The following is an 18,524-nucleotide window of genomic DNA, read 5'->3' as shown; positions in this document are numbered from 1 at the left end:
CGATTGGAGCGTCCCCCACCACCCCCGCCCCGTCAAGACTCGAACGCATAACAGCTTGGGGTTACACCCGATGGCCGTCCAACTGCCTTCTGTGTGCGTTCTCTTGACACTTACGTTTCAGGAGTTTTACGTTCCTTGGCACTTGAGAGCGCTCTCGAACGCGCTCTTCGCCCCCCATGATCGAGGTGCTGCTCGTGCGAACCTCCCTCTCCAGACTCGCCCCCGGACTCGCCTCCAGACCCGCTGCGGCGACGCTCCTGGCCATCGCCGTGGCCGCCGTGGGCCTGGGCCCCGCCGCATCGCCCGCTGCCGCCGCCACCATCCCCGCCGGCGCCGGCAGCTATACCGACTCCCGCCCCGCCGGTACCTCGGGCCCGACCACCAACACCGGCGCGCCCGTCACCCCCAAGCTCACCACCGCCGCGCGGGACAAGCCGGTCCCGACCAACGACTGGTGGTCCTCGCTCGCCTACCAGCGCTACGGCGACAACCCGTACAGCACGCCCATGTACGGCCACCCGCTCACGTACCAGGCCAAGGCCTCCGGACTGGAGGTCGGCTATCCGACCACGCCCGCGATCGTCGGCGACGGCCGCCAGTACGAGTACGCCCACAAGGCCGACCTCACCGTCGGCCTCAGCGGCCTGAACTCGCCCGACACCAAGGCCGACGCCTGGTCCGACTGGACGGTGACGCCCTACTGGGCCGACGGCTCCCGCACCTTCCGGGCCACCATCGGCCACGGCATGCCCTTCGTGTACGCCAAGGGCTCCGGCGGCGACGCCCGCATCACCACCGCCTCCACGCCCACGGTCTTCTCGGACGACGGCAACGTCCTCGGCATCACCGTCGCCGGGCACCACTACGCCCTCTTCGCCCCGACCGGCAGCGACTGGAACGTCTCCGGCACCGCGATCACCGCCGGGCTGGGCTCCAAGGACTACTTCTCGCTCGCGGTGCTGCCCTCCACGGACGCGCTCGCCACCTACCGGAAGTACGCCTTCAGCTTCGTCACCGGCTCACAGGTGGCCTGGCAGTCCACCGGCGGCACGGTGAAGGCGACCTACAGCCTGACGACCGAGGCCAAGGAGGGCACCGAACGCGGCACCCTCCAGGCCCTCTACCGTCACCAGTGGCTGCACACGACCGACGCGCTGACCCCGTACACGTACGTGTCGCCGCGCGGCACGATGAAGGTGCGCGAGTCCGCCTCCTTCACCACCAGCCAGAAGAACAACGGCGTCGTGCCCGCGCTGCCCGCGTCCAGCGGCGTCGACAAGGCCCGGCTGGCCGGCTATCTCAACGAGGTCGCGAACGCCTCCGACCCGTTCTCGGGGGCCGCGGACACCTACTGGACCGGCAAGGCGCTCGGCCGCCTCGCCCAGCTGGTGCCCGTCGCCGACCAGATCGGCGAGACCGCCACCCGCGACAAGCTCCTCGGCCTGATGAAGGGCCGGCTCCAGGAGTGGTTCACGGCGGGCGGGGCCAGTGAGTTCAGCTACGACAAGGACTGGAAGACCCTCACCGGCTACCCGGCCTCGTACGGCAGCGACACCGAGCTGAACGACCACCACTTCCACTACAGCTACTACGTCTACGCGGCGGCGATCATCGCCCAGTACGACCAGGCCTGGGCCGCCGACTCCGCCTGGGGCACGATGATCAAGCACCTGATCCGTGACACCGCCAACCCCAGCCGCACCGACTCCGCCTACCCGTTCCTGCGCGGCTTCGACGTGTACGCGGGCCACAGCTGGGCCTCCGGCCACCAGGGCTTCGCGGCGGGCAACAACCAGGAGTCCTCCTCCGAGTCCATCAACCTCAGCGCGGGACTCGTCCTGTGGGGCGCGGCCACCGGTGACAACAACCTCCGCGACCTCGGCAGCTTCCTGCTGACCACCGAGTCCGAGGCGATCACCCAGTACTGGTTCGACGCCTCGCAGCAGGTCTTCCCCGCCTCCTTCGGCCACGACACGGTCGGCATGGTCTGGGGCAGCGGCGGCGCGTACTCCACCTGGTGGACGGCCAACCCGGAGGAGATCCACGGCATCAACGTCCTTCCGGTGACCGGTGGTTCACTCCACCTGGCCCGCGAGAAGGCCGCCATCAAGCGGAACATCGCCGAGATGGAGCGCGAGAACGGCGGGCCCGCCCAGGAGTGGCGCGACCTGCTCTGGCAGTTCGAGTCGCTGTCGGACCCGGCGGCGGCGAAGGCCAAGTGGGACGGGGTGAACGGGAACTACACCCCGGAACAGGGCGAGTCCAAGGCGCACACCTACCACTGGATCAACACCCTGAACACGGTCGGCGCGCCCGACATGACCGTCAGCGGCGACCTGCCCACCTCCGCCGTCTTCTCGAAGGACGGCGCCCGCACCTACACCGCCCACAACCACGGCTCCACCGCCCGGACGGTCACCTTCTCCGACGGCAAGACGCTGTCCGTACCGGCCCGTTCGACGGCCACGAGCACGGGCCCCGGGGGGCCCGGCCCCGACCCGGAGGAGCCCGGCCCGTCCACCGGCAACACCTTCCGCCTCAAGACCGGCGGCGTCCTCACCACCGCCACCACCGACCCGGCGGGCGCGGACACCGTGGCCTCGGCCGACGGCGTCAACCGGGACGGCACCCCGTACCGGCCGACCGTCTACGAGGTGAAGAAGGTCAACGGCAAGGTCGCCTCCGGCGCGGCCACCGCGTTCCGTCTCCGGGTGGACGCGGGCACGAAGGTCGGGCTCGCCCCGCAGGTCCGGGTCAGCTACGACCTCACCGGCGACGGCACGTTCGACCGGGCCGAGACCTTCCGCTACTTCGCGACCGACCCGGTCAACGGGTGGGAGGAGTACACGCAGGCCTCCGGCGCGCAGGCGACCACCGGGAGCCTGGGCGAACTGAAGAACGGCACCGTCCGCCTGGAGATCTGGAACGCGCTCGGCAACGGCACGTCCCAGGTGCAGACGGGCACGGACGCGGCCGTTCTGAAGATCCCGTACGTGTAGGTCGCGCGTGATCCTGTGCGTGCAGGTCCCGCGATGCCGCACGCGCAGGTCCCGTGATCCTCTACGTGCAGGTCCCGCGATCCGTGCGGATAAGTGGCGGGATCCGCACGTGTAGGACGTGACCGTACGGGCACGATTCGTGCGGCGGGTCTCCGGCTCCTCAGGGCGGAGGCTCGCCGCACTCCCGCAGCTCCCGCATTCCCACAGCTCCCGCACCCCCCGCTCGTGTGGCGATCAGGCCGAGGCCCGTCGCACCAGTGTCGTCGGGGTGATCACCGAGTCGGGCGCCGGTCCGTTCCCCGTACGGTCCCGGTCCAGGCCGCGCAGCAGCAGGCGGGCCATCAGCCGGCCCTGCCCCTCGATGTCCTGGTTGACCGTGGTCAGCGGCGGATCGGTGGTCTCGGCCACCGAGTCCATGTCGTCGAACCCGACGATCGCCACCTGTTCCGGCACGGCCACTCCGCGCTCCCGCAGCACGCGCAACGCACCCGACGCCATCAGGTCGTTGGCGACGAACACCGCGTCCAGGTCGGGCCGCCGCTCCAGCAGCTCCGCCATCGCCCGCGCCCCGCTCTCCACGGTGAACGCGCCCTCGGCGACGAGCGTCGGGTCCACGTCCAGCAGGATGTCCCGGTAGCCGTCCAGACGGTCCATCGCCGAGGTCTGGTCGGGCGGTCCGCCGATGTGCGCGATCCGCTCCCGCCCGAGGTCCTTGAGATACCGCACGGCCACCCGCGCGCCGCCCCGGTTGTCCGCGTCCACATACGGGACGGCCTGGTCCCCGGGGTCGGCCGTCCAGCTGGGCCGGCCCCCGTACACCGTGGGAATCCCCGCCCGCCGGGTGATCGCCGGCAGCGGGTCGTCGGTGTGCAGCGAGAACGCCAGCGCTCCGTCGACGTGTCCGCCGGACAGATACCGTGCGATCCGGTCGAAGTCGCCGGGCCCCTCCACCAGCAGCAGCACGAGCTGGGTGTCGTGGGCGGTCAGCTCCTTGCTGATGCCCCGGATCTGCTGGGAGAAGAAGGGGTCGGAGAAGATCCGTATCTCCGGCTCCGCGATGACGACGGCCACCGCTCCCGTCCGCCGGGTCACCAGGGTCCTGGCCGCGTGGTTCGGGATGTAGCCCAGCTCGTCGACCGCCTTGAGCACCTTGTCCACGAGCGGCTTGCGGACTCCGTCGCCCCCGTTGACGACCCGCGAGGCGGTGGCCCGCGACACCCCCGCACGTGCCGCGACGGCTTCCAGGGTGGGCCGGGACCCGGGGGACTGCTCGGGCAAGGCGGTCGCTCCTCGTCGACGGGGGCGGCGATATGCGGGCTGGTGCGTGGGGGTGCGCGTGGTGCTGTGCGCGTGCTCGGTGTCGCCGCCGGATCGTCTACAGCCTAGCGCCGGGCGCCGACAGCCCTGAGAGCGCTTCCAGGAGCGTGCCGGGAACGGCGGCGGATCCGGCTGCGGAGGGGGCGGGGGAGAGCCCGGCGGCGGCCGGGCCAAGGTAACCGTCGGTAGTGGTGACGCGGTTGCCCGAACTGCGCCTCTTCCGGGCCAACTGCGCGTTGGACACGCTGGGTATGCATGGCCATCACTCAGAGTGGAAGGTGTGCGGCATGGAAGCGATGGAGCGGCGCAGGGCGGCGGCGGACCGTGTGCGGGTGGCGGAGGGCGTTGTGGAGCAGCTGAGGGAAGGGCTTGCGGAGTTCGGGGTGAAGCTGCCGTCCTTGCGGATCGATCCGGTCTCGTGTGCGGGTGACGAACCGGCGCCCCTGGTCGACCTGGGCCGCTGCAACATCGACACCGCGTTGCGGCTGTGCGAGGTGCTGGCGGAGAAGGAGAGCGGTCATGACGGGTGAGGGATGTGAGCCGGGTGCGCCCGGGGCGGGCGGGTTCGCGGTGGACGCGCGGGACGGCCGGGTCGGCCGGGTGACGGGCCGGTCCGGGCCGAACGTCCGGCTGCGGCCGCCCGGCGGCGGGCCGGAGTGGGACTGCCCGCCGGAGGCCGTGCGGCCGGCGTCACCGGGAGTGGTGCTGCGGGCCCGGGTGACGGAGATCAACAGGGAGGGGCAGCTGCCGCGTTGAGGCCGGACGGGGCGGGGGGGCTGCGCACGCGGGGCGACGGGGCCGACCCCTCCTCGGGGTCGGGCCCGCCGCCGTTCGGGGGGCGTACGCCGGGTCACATGATGCGGTACGCCAGGTAGTACGCGGACAGCTGCTCGTGGTAGCCCGGGTCGTCCGCCTGCCGGTGGCGGTCGAACTCCGGGGATTCCTTGACCTGTTCCTTGGTGAGGTCGACGTAGACCTTCCGGTCCTCGGTGTCGATGCGCTTCACCGTGCCCGCGGGCAGCAGGACGTCCTTGCCGAACACCCAGACTCCGGTGTCGACGAGCAGATAGGCCGAACCCACCTCGTCGGAGTGCTTGTCGACCTTTCCGATACTTCCGTCGGTGGCCTCGACCGAATAGCCGGTCAGATCGGCGCCCGCGGTGTGACCGCTCGACGGCTGATATCCCCACAGGGAGTCGCTCATGGTGGCTCCTTTCGTGAAGGTCGCCTGTTTCGTTCCTGTAGCGGATTGTCGATGCTTTATTGATATGCCCGCTGAACGATATTTCCGCTGAACTTCGTGTGCCCGGGGAGAGGTGCCGTACACCTGGGCGGTGCGGATGTCTTCCTGTCCGTCTTCCGGTCCGTGTTCCGGGTCGGCAGAACGGGGGCGGGGCCGGGCAAGTACCCGGTCCCGCCCCCATTTCCGCCGGTCAGCGGCGGATGCTGGTTCCCGCTTACGTTTTTCTACACGCGAAGGGTGTCAATGCATTTCCCTTCGACCGGACAGGGAATGTTGAGCGACCGGTTCGTCTAGAAGGTGTCCGCCGACGTGCGGGTGACCACCTTGATGTTGAAGGTGTGGGACCCCACCCCGCCCGCGATCCCCATGAAGAGGAACGCGAAGTGCTCCTGGCCGCGCGCCGTGGTGATGCCGCCGATGTCGAGCTGGGAGGACTCCGGCCAGCCGAGGTCCGTGAGCAGGCGGCCGGTGGTGCGCTTGGCCTCGGCGTCGTCGCCGGAGAGGAAGACCGTGCCCGGCTCGGTGAGTTCGCCCGGGGCGGTCATGGTGGTGGAGTCCATCGTGCAGAGCGTCTTGACGACGGGGGTCAGCGGGAACGCCTCCTGGATCAGTTCGCCCAGGCTGCTGTTGGGGTGGGTGAGCGCGCTGAAGTCGTCGGAGAGGCCGACGCCGACGTCGATCAGTAACGTGCCGGCCAGTGCCGGGGCTCCGATGGACCGCAGCAGATCCACGGAGACGCCGCCGGGCGTGGCGTTGACCAGTACCTCCGCGTGCGCGGCCGTCTCGTCGAGACCGGCGACGGGCAGGCCGAGGCCGGTGCGTTCTTCGGGTCGACGGGATCCGAGGAGGACATCGTGTCCTGCGGCGCGCCAGCCGTGGGCCAGGGCGCGGGCGACATTTCCGGTACCGAGAAGTCCTATACGCATGGGACCGACGCTAGCCAGCGGGGCCCCGGGGCGTATCGGGCCGGAGACCGGGGCGGGGCGGTACTTGAGGCGTAGTCCGCAGGACGCCCCCGGCCCGCCCGCCGGGACGGGCGGGGAGGACCGGGGGCGTGCTGGGAGGACCGGAGCCGGGTCAGACCCTCGCGGGATCCTTGGCCGGGGAGGCTCCGGGGTCCGTGCCGTCGGAGCCGGGGCCGTCGGGGGCGGCCGGAGGTGTGGCGGGGTGGACGTTGCCCGTGGCGGCGACCGTGGACGGGGCCGGTTCCTGGGAGACGTTGAACTCGGCCAGCAGGTCCTTGCCGAAGCCGAAGAAGTACGTCGCGACGAACCCGGCCACGTAGCCGACGAGCAGGCCGCCCGCGTAGATCGCGATCGTCGAGCCCAGGCCGTGGTTGCCGTCGAGGAGGGGGAACAGGGCCCAGCCGGACGGGCCGATGGCCGTCGAGCCGACCGTGTCGCCGAGCTGGTTGAACAGGCCGACGAAGCCGGCGCCGAAAGCGCCGCCGAAGCACGCCGTGATGAACGGGCGGCCGAGGGGGAGCGAGACGCCGTAGATCAGGGGTTCGCCCACGCCCAGCAGGCCGGCCGGGAGCGCGGACTTGATGGTGCGGCGGATCGACTCGTTGCGGGGGAGGCGGAAGTAGACGGCCACGGCCGCGCCCACCTGGCCCGCTCCGGCCATCGCGAGGATCGGGAGCAGGACCGTGTAGCCCTGCTGCTCGATGAGCGTGGTGTGGATCGGGATCAGGGCCTGGTGCAGGCCCAGCATCACCAGGGGCAGGAACAGGCCGCCGAGCACGAAGCCCGCGCCCGCGCCGCCGTTGGACAGCAGCCAGTCGGCGAACGTGCCGATCGCGGAGGAGACCTCGCCGGCCACGTACATCAGGCCGAAGATCGTCACCAGGCCGGAGATCAGCACCGTCAGGGTCGGGGTGACCAGGACGTCCAGCGCCTCGGGCACCCACCTGCGGCACCACTTCTCCACGTACACCGCGAGGACCGCCGCGCCCAGCGCGCCGAGCACACCGCCCTGGCCGGGGGAGAGCGTCTGGCCGAAGGCGTCGATGTTCGCGACGCCCGGGAAGACGATGATCGCCGCCACCGCACCGCCCAGGATCGGCGTGCCGCCGAACTCCTTCGCCGTGTTGTAGCCCACGAACACCGCGATCAGCGCCATGAAGCCGGACGCCATCGCCGCCAGCGCGGGCGTCACGGCGGGCAGCCACTCCAGGTTCACCAGCAGGCCGTTGAGGCCCGCGATGATCCCGCAGCCGATGAGCGCCGGGATCAGCGGCACGAAGATGTTGGCGATCTTGCGCAGGAACAGCTTGAACGGGGTGGCGTTCTTCGCCTTCCGCTGCGCCTTGATCGCCGCGCCCTGTGCGGCCAGTTCCTCCGCCGAGACGGCGGTGACAGCGGGGGTGTCCCCCGGGGCCGGCGCGGCCTCGCGGGCCTCGTCGACCAGCTGCTCGAACTCCGGGGTGACCCGGGCGACCGTGCCCGGACCCAGCACGATCTGGTACGTGTCGTCGTCGACGACGCCCATCACGGCGGGCAGGGCCTTGAGGGCCTCGTCGTCGACGAGGGAACGGTCGTGCAGACCGAGGCGGAGCCGGGTCATGCAGTGGGCGATGGAGGCGACGTTCGCGGCACCGCCGACGAGCGGCAGGATCGCGGCGGCGGTGGCGCGGTTCTTGTCTTCTGTGGCCATGGTGCTCGGTGCCTTGCTGTGCGGGGGGTGGGGCGGATTACCCGGGTGGGTCAGGTGGTGTGTACGGCCGCGAGGGCGGCGCGGAGGTGGCCGTCCGCCTCGGTGAGGCGGGTGGCGGCGGTGGGGCCGTCGACCTGGCCGAGGATGACCAGGATCGCGTTCTTGACCTCGCCGTCGGTGGCGGCGAGTGCGGCCTCGATCTCGGCGTCGGACGCGCCGGTGGCCAGGGAGACGATGTGCCGGGAGCGGGCCCGCAGCTTCTCGTTGGAAGCGCGGACGTCGACCATGAGATTCCCGTACGTCTTGCCGAGCCGGATCATCGTGATCGTCGAGATCATGTTGAGGACGAGCTTCTGGGCCGTGCCCGCCTTCAGCCGGGTCGAGCCGGTGAGCAGCTCGGGGCCGACGACGACCTCCAGGCCGTGTTCGGCGGCGGCGCCGAGCGCGGAGCCGGCGTTGCAGGAGAGCCCGATGGTCAGGGCGCCCCGCTCGCGGGCGTGTTCGACCGCGCCGATCGCGTACGGCGTGCGGCCGGAGGCGGAGATGCCGACCACCGTGTCGTCGGCGGTCAGCTTCAGCCCGTCCAGGTCGGCGGCGGCCAGCTCCTTGCTGTCCTCCGCGCCCTCGACGGCCGTGACCATGGCGGAGGGGCCGCCCGCGATCAGGCCGATGACCTCGGACGGGTCGGTGTTGAAGGTGGGCGGGCACTCGCTGGCGTCCAGCACTCCGAGGCGGCCCGCGGTGCCCGCGCCCGCGTAGATCAGCCGGCCGCCGCGGGCCATGCGCTCGGCGGTGGCGTCGATGGCCGCGGCGATCTGCGGCAGCCGCTCGGCGACCGCGGCCGGGACGGTGGCGTCCTCGCCGTTCATGATCCGCGCGATCTCCCGCGTGGACTGCCGGTCGATCTCGGCCAGCTCGGGGCGGAACGCCTCGGTGGTGAGGGTGGCCAGCTGGGCGCGGAGTTCGCCGTAGGTCCCGGTGGAGCCGGTGGGGCCGGTGTGGCCGGGGGTGTCGGTGTTCGCGTCGGTGGTGGAGGTCATGAGGTGCGGCTCAGCTTTCTCGGTGTGCTCGGTCTCGAACGCGTACGGGTGGTGCGTGGCCCGTTTCCGGGCGGTCAGCGGGTGCGCGGGTTGTGGCGGTGGGCAAGTGCCTCGTAGGAGGCGGCCAGGGCGGGCGCGGCGGTCTCGTACGTCCGCTGCGCGACGCCTATGAACAGGCAGTCCACGACGAGCAGCTGGCTGGTGCGGCTCGACATGGCGGCGGGGCGCAGCTCGCTCTCGCGCGCGGTGGACGTGGTCAGCACGTGGTCCGCGTACTGCGTCACGGGCCCGTCGGGCCGTCCGGTGATCGCGATCGTGGTCGCCCCTCGGTCGAACGCGACCCGCAGCGGCTCGATGACGTCGCCGGTGGAGCCGGAGTGCGTGATCGCGATGGCCACGTCGCCGCTGCGCAGCTGCACGGCGTTGGTCACCGCGAGGTGCGGGTCCATGTGGGCGTGGGCGATCAACCCGATCCGGAGCAGCTTCTGCGCCAGGTCCTGGCCGACGAGGGAGGACGCCCCGACGCCGTAGACGTCGATGCGGCGGGCGGTCGACGCGGCGGCGACGGCGGCACCCAGCTGTACGGTGTCGAGCCCGGCGGCGGTGTCGGCGAGGGTCTGCTGCTCGTCGTAGGCGAGCTTGGCGACCACGTCGGCGATCGGGTCGTCCACCGCGATGTCGGCGGTGACGGCGGGGGCCCGGCCGGACTCCTGGTGCGCGGCGAGGCCGGCCAGCGCGAGGCGCAGATCCCGGTAGCCGGGGTAGCCGAGGAGGCGTGCGGTGCGGACGACGGTGGCTTCACTGGTGCCGGTGAGCTCGGCGAGACCGGTGACGGTGAGGGCGGCGCAGCCGGCCGGGTCGCCCGCCACGGCTTCGGCGACCAGCTGCATCGAGCGGGTCATGGAGGGGGCGAGGGTCCGGACCTTGGCGGCGAGGGCCGCGGGGGCCGGCGGGGACTCGCCGCTGAAAATTTCCTTCACGTCTTGGGTCACATCTGAAAGATATTTTCAACCCGGGGGTCCGTCAAGCCCCCTTTGGTCCCTACCTCTGGCGGGGCCGCCGCGGGCGCCGCCGGGATTGCCCCGGGCGGGCCCTTTCCCGCGCGGGCGCACAATGGGGGCATGGAGTTGAACCCCCTGGAGCAGGCCCTGCACACCGCCCGCGCGCTCGTCATGGCCGACCTGGCGGCGGCCGACGTCGCCGAGGCGGACATCGTCTCGCTGGTCGAGGACGCGGTGGCCCACCGCCGGTGGTGGGTGGAGCAGTGGCCCGAGGGCGTGGATTTCGTGGCCGGGCTGGTCGCCCAGGACGTGCAGGACGCACTGCTGGAGCGGTACGGGCGGTGGCCGCTGTGCCCCGCGTGCGCCGAGGAGGAGCCGCACGCGCTGGACGTGGAGCCGGAGCTCGGGCCCGACCCGCACTGGGTGTGCACCAAGGCGGCCGTGGCGGTGGCGCCGGTGGGGGCGCTGGAAGAGGTGCTGCGGCGGTGACGCTGTACATCGACCCGCCCACCTGGCCCGGACACGGCCGCCTCTGGTCGCACCTGGTCAGCGACGTGTCATTCGAGGAGCTGCACGCCTTCGCCGCCGCGATCGGCTGCCCGCCGCGCGCCTTCGAGCGCGATCACTACGACGTGCCGGAGGCGCACTACGCGGACGCCGTACGGGCCGGGGCGCGGGAGATCGGCTCGAAGGAGCTGGTCAGGCGCCTTACGGACGCGGGGTTGAGGAGGCCGAAGGGGCGGCCGGCGCCGGGCGGCCGCCCTTAGGGGCCTTCGCGCTCTTCGCGATCAGCCGCGAACGCGACCGGCCGCCCTCACCGCCGCGCTGGAGGTGCAGCGCGACCCCCACGGCCGCCAGGGCCAGGGCCGTCATCGCCGCGCCCGCCCAGGCTGTGGACGCGAAGCCGAAGTCCAGGTCGATCACGGTGCCGCCGAGCCACGGGCCGCTCGTGTTGCCCAGGTTGAACGCCGCCGTCGTGGTGGCCCCGGCCAGCGTCGGGGCGGCCCCGGCCACGTTGAACATCCGGGCGTTCAGCGCGGGGGCCGTGAAGAAGGCGGACAGGCCCAGCAGGAACGCCAGCGCGATGACCGCGACCTGGCTGGAGGCGAACAGGGCCAGCGCCACCAGGAACACCGTGGACGCCGTGATGCCGCTCAGCAGCACCCCGAACAGGTGCGCGTCCGCGACCCGGCCGCCGATCATCGTGCCGATCAGCGCGCCCACCCCGAACAGGCCGAGGATCCACGGCACCCAGCCCGAGTCGAGGCCCGCCACGTCCGTGAGCAGCGGCGCCAGGTAGCTGAACGCGCAGAACACCCCGCCCGCCGCGAGCGCGGTGATCACGATGGCCAGCCAGACCTGCCGGTCCCGGTAGATCGCCAGCTCCCGCTTCAGCTCGGGCTTCTTCTCGGGCAGCGGGATGTGCGGGATGCGGGTGGCGACGCCGACCAGGGCCACCGCCGAGGCCGCGCCGACCGCCCAGAACGCCGAACGCCAGCCGAAGTGCTCGCCGAGGAAGGCCCCCAGCGGCACGCCCAGCACGTTCGCGACGGACAGGCCGCCGATCATCACGGCCATCGCCCGCGCCCGCGAGTTCACCGGGACCATCGCGATGGCCACGGCCGCGCCGACCGCCCAGAAGCCCGCACAGGCGAGCGCGCTCAGCACCCGGGAGACGAAGAGGATCTCGTACGTCGGGGCCAGCGCACCGGCAATCTGGCCGAGGCCGAACACCGAGATCAGCGCGATCAGCGTGGTGCGGCGCGGCAGCCGGAGCGTGGCGACGGCCAGCAGCGGGGCGCCGACCACCATGCCTATCGCGAACGCGGATATGAGGAGTCCGGCCTGCGGGATCGACACGTTCATGTCGTCGGCGATCGGCGGGAGCAGGCCCGACAGCATGAACTCGCTGGTGCCGAGTGCGAAGACCGAGAGGCCGAGAATGTATACGGCCAGCGGCATAGGAGCGCGGCGGGAGGGAGAGTCGGGCATGACTCGTCCCAACGCCGGAGAACGCTTCCGCATTCCCGGCGCCGGGACGGGGACGCGCCTGTTCACGTCCCCGTTACGTCGACGTCCCTGGATCCGTCACGCGGGAAGGGCGTGCAGCTTCTTGCCGTGCAGGGCGTAGACGCGCTTGCCGTCGGTGGCCACCAGCCAGGAGTGGTAGTCGCCGGACTTGTCGTTGAACGTCCAGCGCAGGCCGCCGGTCTTCGCGTCGAAGGCGTGGATGCCGCCCTGCTTGTCGAGGTCGGTGGCTCCGTAGAGCGTGCCGCCCACCTTGACGAACTGCCGGGGCACCTGCGCGCTCGCGTCCTTGAGGGCCGTGGACTGCCAGATCTTCTTGCCCGTCCCCGGCTCGACGGCCCACAGCGTCCGGGCGCTGTCCGCGATGTAGAGCACGTCCTCCAGGAGGCTCGGCTCCCGGAAGCCGGTGAACTCCTCGGTCCGCACGGACCACTTCTCGGACCCGTCGGACAGGGCGAAGGCCTGGAGCCGCTGCCCCTGCGGCACGATCACCAGATCCTGGTGGACGACGAACGGTCCGTAACTCGTCTTCGTCGTCTTCTGTGTCCACACCTGCTTGCCGGTCGCGGTGTCGCGGACCGTGAGGTTGTTCTTGAAGTCGGTGTAGACGAGGTAGCGGCCCTGTACAGCGGCGTGGATGCCGTTCTGCTGGGTGCCGAGGTCGCGCTGTTCCTTCCAGGCGACCTTGCCCGTGCCGCTGTTCAGCGCGGCGATCACATTGGTGTGGGACGAGCCGTCGGCCTCCAGGATCTCGGCGATGACGTAGACCTGCTCCGCGTCCACCGCGACCGGCCTCGGCTGCCGGTACTCCTTGCCGAGGCGGCTGCGCCACGCCTCCTTGCCGGACCCCGGGACGTAGCCGGCGACGCTGCCGTCGTACTTGCCGCTCTCCAGGTACAGGGTGCCGTCGCCGAGCAGCAGCGGCGCACCGGGCACCGCGCCGTCCGGCAGCGACCACCGCTCCTCGCCGGTCGCGCCGTCGAAGGCGGCCAGCGGATCGCCGCTCGCGATCACCACGCCGTCCACGGCCACGAGCTCGTCGTTGTCCCCGTAGGTCTGCGCCGACGTCGACTTCGTCCACAGCGGCTCGGGGGCCTTGCCGTCGGCGGGCGCCTTCCCGTCCTCGGGGGAAGCGCTGCGCGGCGGCGGCGTGCTGCCTTCGCCGCCCGTCGCGAGCTCGTCCTCGCAGCCGGTCAGTCCGGCTCCGAGCGCTGCCATCGTGATCCCGCCTCCGGCCAGGCGCAGTATGCGCCGCCGGGAGGATCTGCCGACCGTCGTGCCGAGTCCCTTGGACATTTCGCTGTACCCCCGGGGAGTTGTCTGAGCGGAAAGATGAGCGGGCCGCGATGCCGACCTGTGTGTGCATCTGCGATGCGAGACGTTAGCGGTCGCCGGGCTTCACCGGTCGTGCGCGGGCGCGACCGGGACGACACCGTGAACGAACCGGAACATTCACCGGGCGGTCGTCACCGGGCGGCGGGCCCGGACGATGTCAGCAGTTCCAGCTCCGTCGCCAGGTTGTGCCGGGCCCGCGCCTCCCACACGGCCGCGCCGTGCGGGGTACGGAACAGCCGCGGCAGGTCGAGAAGTTGCCGCAGCACCGCCGCCCGGCCCTCCCGGAACGCTCCGTCCGGGACGAAGCCGTACTCCTCCCGGACCCGGGCCGCGTACGCCCCGTACTCCTGCGGGCCGCCCGCCAGGACCGCGAGGTCGGCGTCGCACAGCGCCTCGCCGTTGCGGTCGCCGTCCGCCGGGTCGTGCGTGACGGTGAGGCGGACCAGCCGGGCGACCTCCGCCACCACCGCCTCCGGCACGCCCGCCTCGGACAGCGCCCGCTCGGCGAGGGCGGCGCTGCGCTCCTCGTTCTCCGTCCGGTCGGGCCGGTACACCGCGTCGTGGAACCAGGCGGCGAGGCGTACCGCGTGCACATCGTCGGCGTGCCCGGCCAGGGTGTCGATGCCGTCCAGGACGGCGGCCAGGTGGGCGGTCGTGTGATAGCGGCGCTGCGGCTCGGCCCAGCGGGCGAGGAGGTTCTCGGCGTACGGGAGCGGATCGGGGCCGTCCGCCCCGGCGCGCGCGGCCAGCAGCGTCTCGTGCCACCGGTCGCGGAGGCCGGCGTCGGGGAGGTCGATGTCGCGGGAGGAGACGTCGGCGGGGCCGGTGCCTCGGGGATCGGCGTCGCGGGAAGTGGCGTCGTGCGGGCGGGGACTGTCCGTCATGCGACGACTCTAGGACGGGCCGCTCCAGGACGCGGGGCCGCGCCCGTCCGGCCCCCGGACCGCCCCTTGTCGCCCCGCCGGACTGTCATTACCGTGCGCCCGTGATGATGGATCTCAACGCGGACCTCGGCGAGGGCTTCGGCAACTGGACCCTGACCGACGACGACGCGCTCCTCGCCTGTGTCACGAGCGCCAACGTGGCCTGCGGCTTCCACGCGGGCGACGCCTCCGTGATGCGGCGGGTCTGCGACGCGGCGGCGGCCGGCGGGGTACGGATCGGGGCGCAGGTCTCCTACCGGGACCTGGCCGGGTTCGGGCGCCGGTCGATGGACGTGCCGGCCGCCGAGCTGACCGCCGAGATCGCCTACCAGATAGGCGCGCTGCGGGTCTTCGCGGAGGCCGCCGGTTCCGCCGTCTCGTACGTCAAGCCGCACGGCGCGCTCTACAACCGGGCGGTCTGGGACGACGACCAGGCCGCCGCCGTCGTCGCGGGCATCCGGCTCGCGGGCGGACGCCCGGCCGTGCTCGGGCTGCCCGGGTCACGGCTGCTCGCCCACGCGGCCGACGCCGGACTGCCCGCCGTGGAGGAGGCCTTCGCCGACCGCGCGTACACCCCGCAGGGCACCCTCGTCCCGCGCGGCGAGCCGGGCGCGGTGGTGCACGACCCGGACGACGTCGTACGCCGGAGCGTCGGCATGGCCGTCGAGCGGACGGTGACCGGGGCGGACGGCAGCCGGATCCCCGTCTCGGCACGCTCGCTCTGCGTCCACGGGGACACCCCGGGCGCGGCGGCCCTCGCCCGCCGGGTGCGGGCCGCGCTGGAGGAAGCGGGCGTCACGGTACGGGCGTTCGCGTGAGCGCCCCCGGGGCGGGCGGCGGCGACGGCGCCCCCGGCGCGCACGACGCCCGCGGCGCCCGCGATGCCTCCAGTGCCTCCAGTGCCCCCAGTGCCCCCAGTGCCCCCAGCGCCCCCAGTGCGTGCGGCGGCGGCCCCGGCTTCGCACCGGTACGCGTCCTTCCCGCCGGGCCGCACGCGCTTCTCGTCGAGCTGGCCGACGGCGAGCACGCCGAGGCCTTCCACGCCGAGCTGCTCCGCCGCCGCGAACGCGGTGAGCTGCCCGCCGTACGCGAAATCGTCCCGGCCGCCCGCACGGTCCTGCTCGACGGGATCCTCGACGGGATTCACGACGGGACCGGGGAGCGCACGCCTGGGGCCCGGGAGCGGTTCGCCCGCGATCTCGCCTCGTGGCGGGTGGAGCCGCCGCAGCGCGAGGGCCGCGAACCGGTGGAGATCCCCGTCGTCTACGACGGCCCCGACCTCGACGAGGTCGCCGCGCTCTGGGGCGTCCCGGCCGGGGAGGTGGCCGCCCTTCACTCCCGTACCGCGTTCCGGGTGGCGTTCTGCGGGTTCGCCCCCGGGTTCGGCTATCTCACCGGACTGCCCGAGAGGTTGCACGTGCCCCGGCGCACGACCCCGCGCACCCGGGTCCCGGCCGGGGCGGTGGCCCTCGCCGGGCCCTACACCGGGGTGTACCCGCGCCCCTCGCCCGGCGGCTGGCAGATCGTCGGGCGGATGCCGGACCCGGGAGCCCTGTGGGACCCGGCCCGGGAACCGGCGGCGCTGCTCGCGCCGGGGACGCCGGTCAGATTCGTGGCGGTGGGGGCGGGGAACGGCGGGGCGGGCGCGCTGCCGGCTCCCCGGGCGGGCGATTTCCCGGCGGGCCGTGCCCGGGCCGGCGACTCCCCGACGGGTGACTCCCTCTTGGGTGACTCCCCGGTGGGATCGTGACGCCGCCCGCCGCCTCCCGGCTGTATGTCGTCCGGGCCGGGGCGCTGACCACCGTGCAGGACGCGGGCCGTCCCGGCTGGGCGCACCTCGGGGTCGGGCGCGCCGGGGCGCTGGACGCGCCCGCCGCCCGGCTCGCCAACCGGCTGGTCGGCAACCCGCCGGACGCCGCCGTCCTGGAGACCACGCTCACCGGGTGCGCGGTCCGCCCGGACCGGCCGGTCGTGGCCGTCGTCGGCGGGGCGGGCTGCCGGGTGACGGTCGACGGGAGGCCGGTGGCGTGGGGCGCGCCGGTGCGGGTCCCCTCGGGCGCGGTGCTGGAGGCGGGCCCCGCCGTCAACGGTCTGCGCGGTTACCTGGCGTTCGCGGGCGGGCTGGTGCCGGAGCCGGTGCTGGGCAGCCGTTCGGCGGACCTCCTCTCGGGGCTCGGGCCCGCCCCGCTGAGCGAGGGCGACGTACTCCCGCTGGGCGATCCGGCGGGGTGCGGTCCGCCGCCGCCCGGGGATCCCGTCCCGTGGCCGGGGACCCCCGCCGAGCTGGTGCTCCCGGTCCATCCCGGCCCCCGCCACGACTGGTTCACAGAGGCCGCGTTCCGTACGCTCCTCACCGCCGCCTACCGGGTCTCGCCGCACAGCAACCGCATCGGCCTGCGCACGGAGGGCCCGGCGCTGGAGCGGTCCCGTCACGGTGAACTGCCCAGCGAGGGCATGGTCCTGGGCGCGGTCCAGGTGCCGCCGGACGGCCGGCCCGTCGTCTTCCTCAACGACCATCCGACGACCGGCGGCTACCCGGTCGTCGGCGTCGTCCCCGAACGGGCCCTCGCCGCGGCGGCGCAGGCGGTGCCGGGAACCCCGCTGCGTTTCGTACGCGCCTAGGGGGTGTCTTGCCGGTCATGCCGGTCATGCCGGGCTCGCGGGGTCCGGCCTGACCGACATGAAACCCCCTGAGCGCGGCGGGACCGAGAGGTCCCGCCGCGCTCAGGTGTCGGGCTTCGGGCCTCACGCCCCCTTGAAGGTGCGCAGGCGCAGGGAGTTGCCGACCACGAAGACGGAGGAGAAGGCCATCGCGGCACCGGCGATCATCGGGTTGAGGAGTCCGGCGGCGGCCAGCGGCAGGGCGCCGACGTTGTAGGCGAAGGCCCAGAACAGGTTGGTGCGGATGGTGGAGAGGGTGCGGCGGGAGAGGCGGATCGCGTCGGCGGCGGCGTTGAGGTCGCCTCGGACGAGCGTGAGGTCGCCGGCCTCGATGGCGGCGTCGGTGCCGGTGCCCATCGCGAGGCCGAGATCGGCCTGGGCGAGGGCGGCGGCGTCGTTGACCCCGTCCCCGACCATCGCGACCGAACGGCCCTCGGCCTGGAGGCGCTTGACCACGTCGACCTTGTCCTGCGGCATGACCTCCGCGTAGACCTCGTCGATGCCGACCTCGGCCGCGACCGACTCCGCCACGGCCCGGTTGTCGCCGGTGAGGAGGATCGGGGTCAGGCCGAGGGCGCGGAGCCGGCGGATGGCCTCGGCGCTGGTGTCCTTCACCGCGTCGGCGACCTCCAGCACCGCGCGTGCCTCGCCGTCCCAGGCCACGGTGATCGCGGTGCGGCCGGCGGCCTCCGCGGCCTTCTTCGCCTCGGCGAGGTGGGCCGGGAGACGGATCTCCCACTCGGCCAGGAGCTGTTCGCGCCCGACGAGGACGGCGTGGCCCTCGACGATGCCCTGGACGCCGAGTCCGGGGACGTTCTGGAAGTCCTCGGGGGTGGGCAGCGGCCCGGTGGCGTCGGTGGCTGCGGTGGCGACGGCCTGGGCGATGGGGTGTTCGGAGGCGTTCTCCAGTGCTCCGGCGATGCGGAGGACTTCGGTTGTGGTGGTGGTGTCGGTGGTGTGGGTGGTCTGGAGGGTCATGCGGCCGGTGGTGACGGTGCCGGTCTTGTCGAGGACGATGGTGTCGGCGCGGCGGGTGGTTTCGAGGACTTCGGGGCCCTTGATGAGGATGCCGAGCTGGGCGCCTCGGCCGGTGCCGACCATGAGGGCGGTGGGTGTGGCGAGGCCGAGGGCGCAGGGGCAGGCGATGATGAGGACGGCGACCGCTGCGGTGAAGGCGGCGGTGAGTCCGGCGCCGTTGCCGAGCCAGAAGCCGAGGGTTCCCAGGGCGAGGGCGATGACGATGGGGACGAAGACGGCGGAGATACGGTCGGCGAGGCGTTGTGCGGAGGCTTTGCCGTTCTGGGCGTCCTCGACGAGGCGGG

The 18,524-nt window shown here is 72.7% G+C and carries 18 protein-coding genes; 8 read left to right on the top strand and 10 right to left on the bottom strand.

Annotation, left to right across the window (positions count from 1 at the left end; translation table 11 throughout):
* The first annotated feature begins 176 nt into the window (after positions 1–176).
* On the top strand, positions 177–2,999 hold the full coding sequence (locus IE272_RS27310) for a glycosyl hydrolase (RefSeq protein ID WP_190008487.1): 2,823 nt from the start codon (positions 177–179) through the stop codon (positions 2,997–2,999).
* A gap of 234 nt (positions 3,000–3,233) precedes the next feature.
* Here the strand turns inward: IE272_RS27310 and IE272_RS27305 are convergent, their stop codons facing one another.
* Positions 3,234–4,277, bottom strand: a complete 1,044-nt coding sequence (locus IE272_RS27305) for a LacI family DNA-binding transcriptional regulator (protein ID WP_047177999.1) — start codon at positions 4,275–4,277, stop codon at positions 3,234–3,236.
* Between the two features lie 326 nt (positions 4,278–4,603).
* Between IE272_RS27305 and IE272_RS27300 the strand changes: the two genes are divergently transcribed.
* Entirely contained in the window at positions 4,604–4,846 is a 243-nt protein-coding gene (locus tag IE272_RS27300; RefSeq protein WP_032792147.1) for a hypothetical protein, read from the top strand.
* Entirely contained in the window at positions 4,836–5,072 is a 237-nt protein-coding gene (locus tag IE272_RS27295; protein ID WP_050362552.1) for a hypothetical protein, read from the top strand. The genes IE272_RS27300 and IE272_RS27295 overlap by 11 nt, the downstream gene beginning before the upstream one ends.
* Positions 5,073–5,166: 94 nt before the next feature.
* Here IE272_RS27295 and IE272_RS27290 read toward each other — a convergent pair whose 3' ends face one another.
* From IE272_RS27290 to IE272_RS27270, 5 genes are all read right to left on the bottom strand, one after another.
* Positions 5,167–5,520 (bottom strand): PRC-barrel domain-containing protein, encoded by a 354-nt coding sequence (locus IE272_RS27290; RefSeq protein ID WP_050362553.1) that lies wholly within the window; start codon positions 5,518–5,520, stop codon positions 5,167–5,169.
* 329 nt (positions 5,521–5,849) lie between these two features.
* Entirely contained in the window at positions 5,850–6,485 is a 636-nt protein-coding gene (locus tag IE272_RS27285) for an NADPH-dependent F420 reductase (protein WP_056701554.1), read from the bottom strand.
* Between the two features lie 151 nt (positions 6,486–6,636).
* Complete coding sequence (locus IE272_RS27280) at positions 6,637–8,214, bottom strand: PTS transporter subunit EIIC (protein ID WP_057664953.1); 1,578 nt, start codon at positions 8,212–8,214, stop codon at positions 6,637–6,639.
* A gap of 50 nt (positions 8,215–8,264) precedes the next feature.
* Positions 8,265–9,254, bottom strand: coding sequence for an N-acetylmuramic acid 6-phosphate etherase (gene murQ, locus IE272_RS27275; RefSeq protein WP_190008485.1), 990 nt, complete (start codon positions 9,252–9,254; stop codon positions 8,265–8,267).
* A gap of 74 nt (positions 9,255–9,328) precedes the next feature.
* Positions 9,329–10,246 carry a MurR/RpiR family transcriptional regulator gene (locus IE272_RS27270; protein ID WP_050362556.1) on the bottom strand — a complete coding sequence of 306 codons (918 nt, stop codon included), beginning with the start codon at positions 10,244–10,246 and terminating at the stop codon, positions 9,329–9,331.
* 129 nt (positions 10,247–10,375) lie between these two features.
* On the opposite strand from IE272_RS27270, the gene IE272_RS27265 reads away from it, so the two are divergent.
* Both IE272_RS27265 and IE272_RS27260 read left to right on the top strand, forming a co-directional pair.
* Entirely contained in the window at positions 10,376–10,744 is a 369-nt protein-coding gene (locus tag IE272_RS27265) for a DUF8819 family protein (RefSeq protein ID WP_056701550.1), read from the top strand.
* The gene (locus IE272_RS27260; RefSeq protein ID WP_057664955.1) at positions 10,741–11,022 is read left to right on the top strand and encodes a DUF4031 domain-containing protein; all 282 of its coding nucleotides are present in this window, start codon (positions 10,741–10,743) and stop codon (positions 11,020–11,022) included. The genes IE272_RS27265 and IE272_RS27260 overlap by 4 nt, the downstream gene beginning before the upstream one ends.
* On the opposite strand, the gene IE272_RS27255 is transcribed toward IE272_RS27260, so the two are convergent.
* From IE272_RS27255 to IE272_RS27245, 3 genes are all read right to left on the bottom strand, one after another.
* Positions 10,964–12,217: a Cmx/CmrA family chloramphenicol efflux MFS transporter gene (locus IE272_RS27255; protein WP_190008655.1), complete on the bottom strand. Its 1,254-nt coding sequence runs from the start codon at positions 12,215–12,217 to the stop codon at positions 10,964–10,966. The two genes, IE272_RS27260 and IE272_RS27255, sit on opposite strands and share 59 nt — an antisense overlap.
* Positions 12,218–12,343: 126 nt before the next feature.
* Complete coding sequence (locus tag IE272_RS27250) at positions 12,344–13,579, bottom strand: outer membrane protein assembly factor BamB family protein (RefSeq protein WP_050362560.1); 1,236 nt, start codon at positions 13,577–13,579, stop codon at positions 12,344–12,346.
* Positions 13,580–13,749: 170 nt separating this feature from the next.
* Positions 13,750–14,502, bottom strand: a complete 753-nt coding sequence (locus tag IE272_RS27245; protein ID WP_190008483.1) for an HD domain-containing protein — start codon at positions 14,500–14,502, stop codon at positions 13,750–13,752.
* 107 nt (positions 14,503–14,609) lie between these two features.
* Between IE272_RS27245 and IE272_RS27240 the strand changes: the two genes are divergently transcribed.
* The 3 genes from IE272_RS27240 (at position 14,610) to IE272_RS27230 (ending at position 17,163) form a co-directional block, all read left to right on the top strand.
* Entirely contained in the window at positions 14,610–15,359 is a 750-nt protein-coding gene (locus tag IE272_RS27240) for a LamB/YcsF family protein (RefSeq protein WP_050362587.1), read from the top strand.
* Between the two features lie 191 nt (positions 15,360–15,550).
* Positions 15,551–16,291, top strand: coding sequence for a 5-oxoprolinase subunit B family protein (locus tag IE272_RS27235; RefSeq protein ID WP_056702636.1), 741 nt, complete (start codon positions 15,551–15,553; stop codon positions 16,289–16,291).
* The gene (locus IE272_RS27230) at positions 16,288–17,163 is read left to right on the top strand and encodes a 5-oxoprolinase subunit C family protein (protein ID WP_190008481.1); all 876 of its coding nucleotides are present in this window, start codon (positions 16,288–16,290) and stop codon (positions 17,161–17,163) included. The genes IE272_RS27235 and IE272_RS27230 overlap by 4 nt, the downstream gene beginning before the upstream one ends.
* A 123-nt stretch (positions 17,164–17,286) precedes the next feature.
* On the opposite strand, the gene IE272_RS27225 is transcribed toward IE272_RS27230, so the two are convergent.
* Positions 17,287–18,524, bottom strand: a 1,238-nt coding sequence (locus IE272_RS27225) for a heavy metal translocating P-type ATPase (protein WP_190008479.1), incomplete at its 5' end; no start/stop codon positions are given.

Source organism: Streptomyces anulatus (genome assembly GCF_014650675.1).
GTDB classification, from domain to species: domain Bacteria; phylum Actinomycetota; class Actinomycetes; order Streptomycetales; family Streptomycetaceae; genus Streptomyces; species Streptomyces anulatus.
This window is presented reverse-complemented; position numbering and strand designations above follow the sequence as displayed.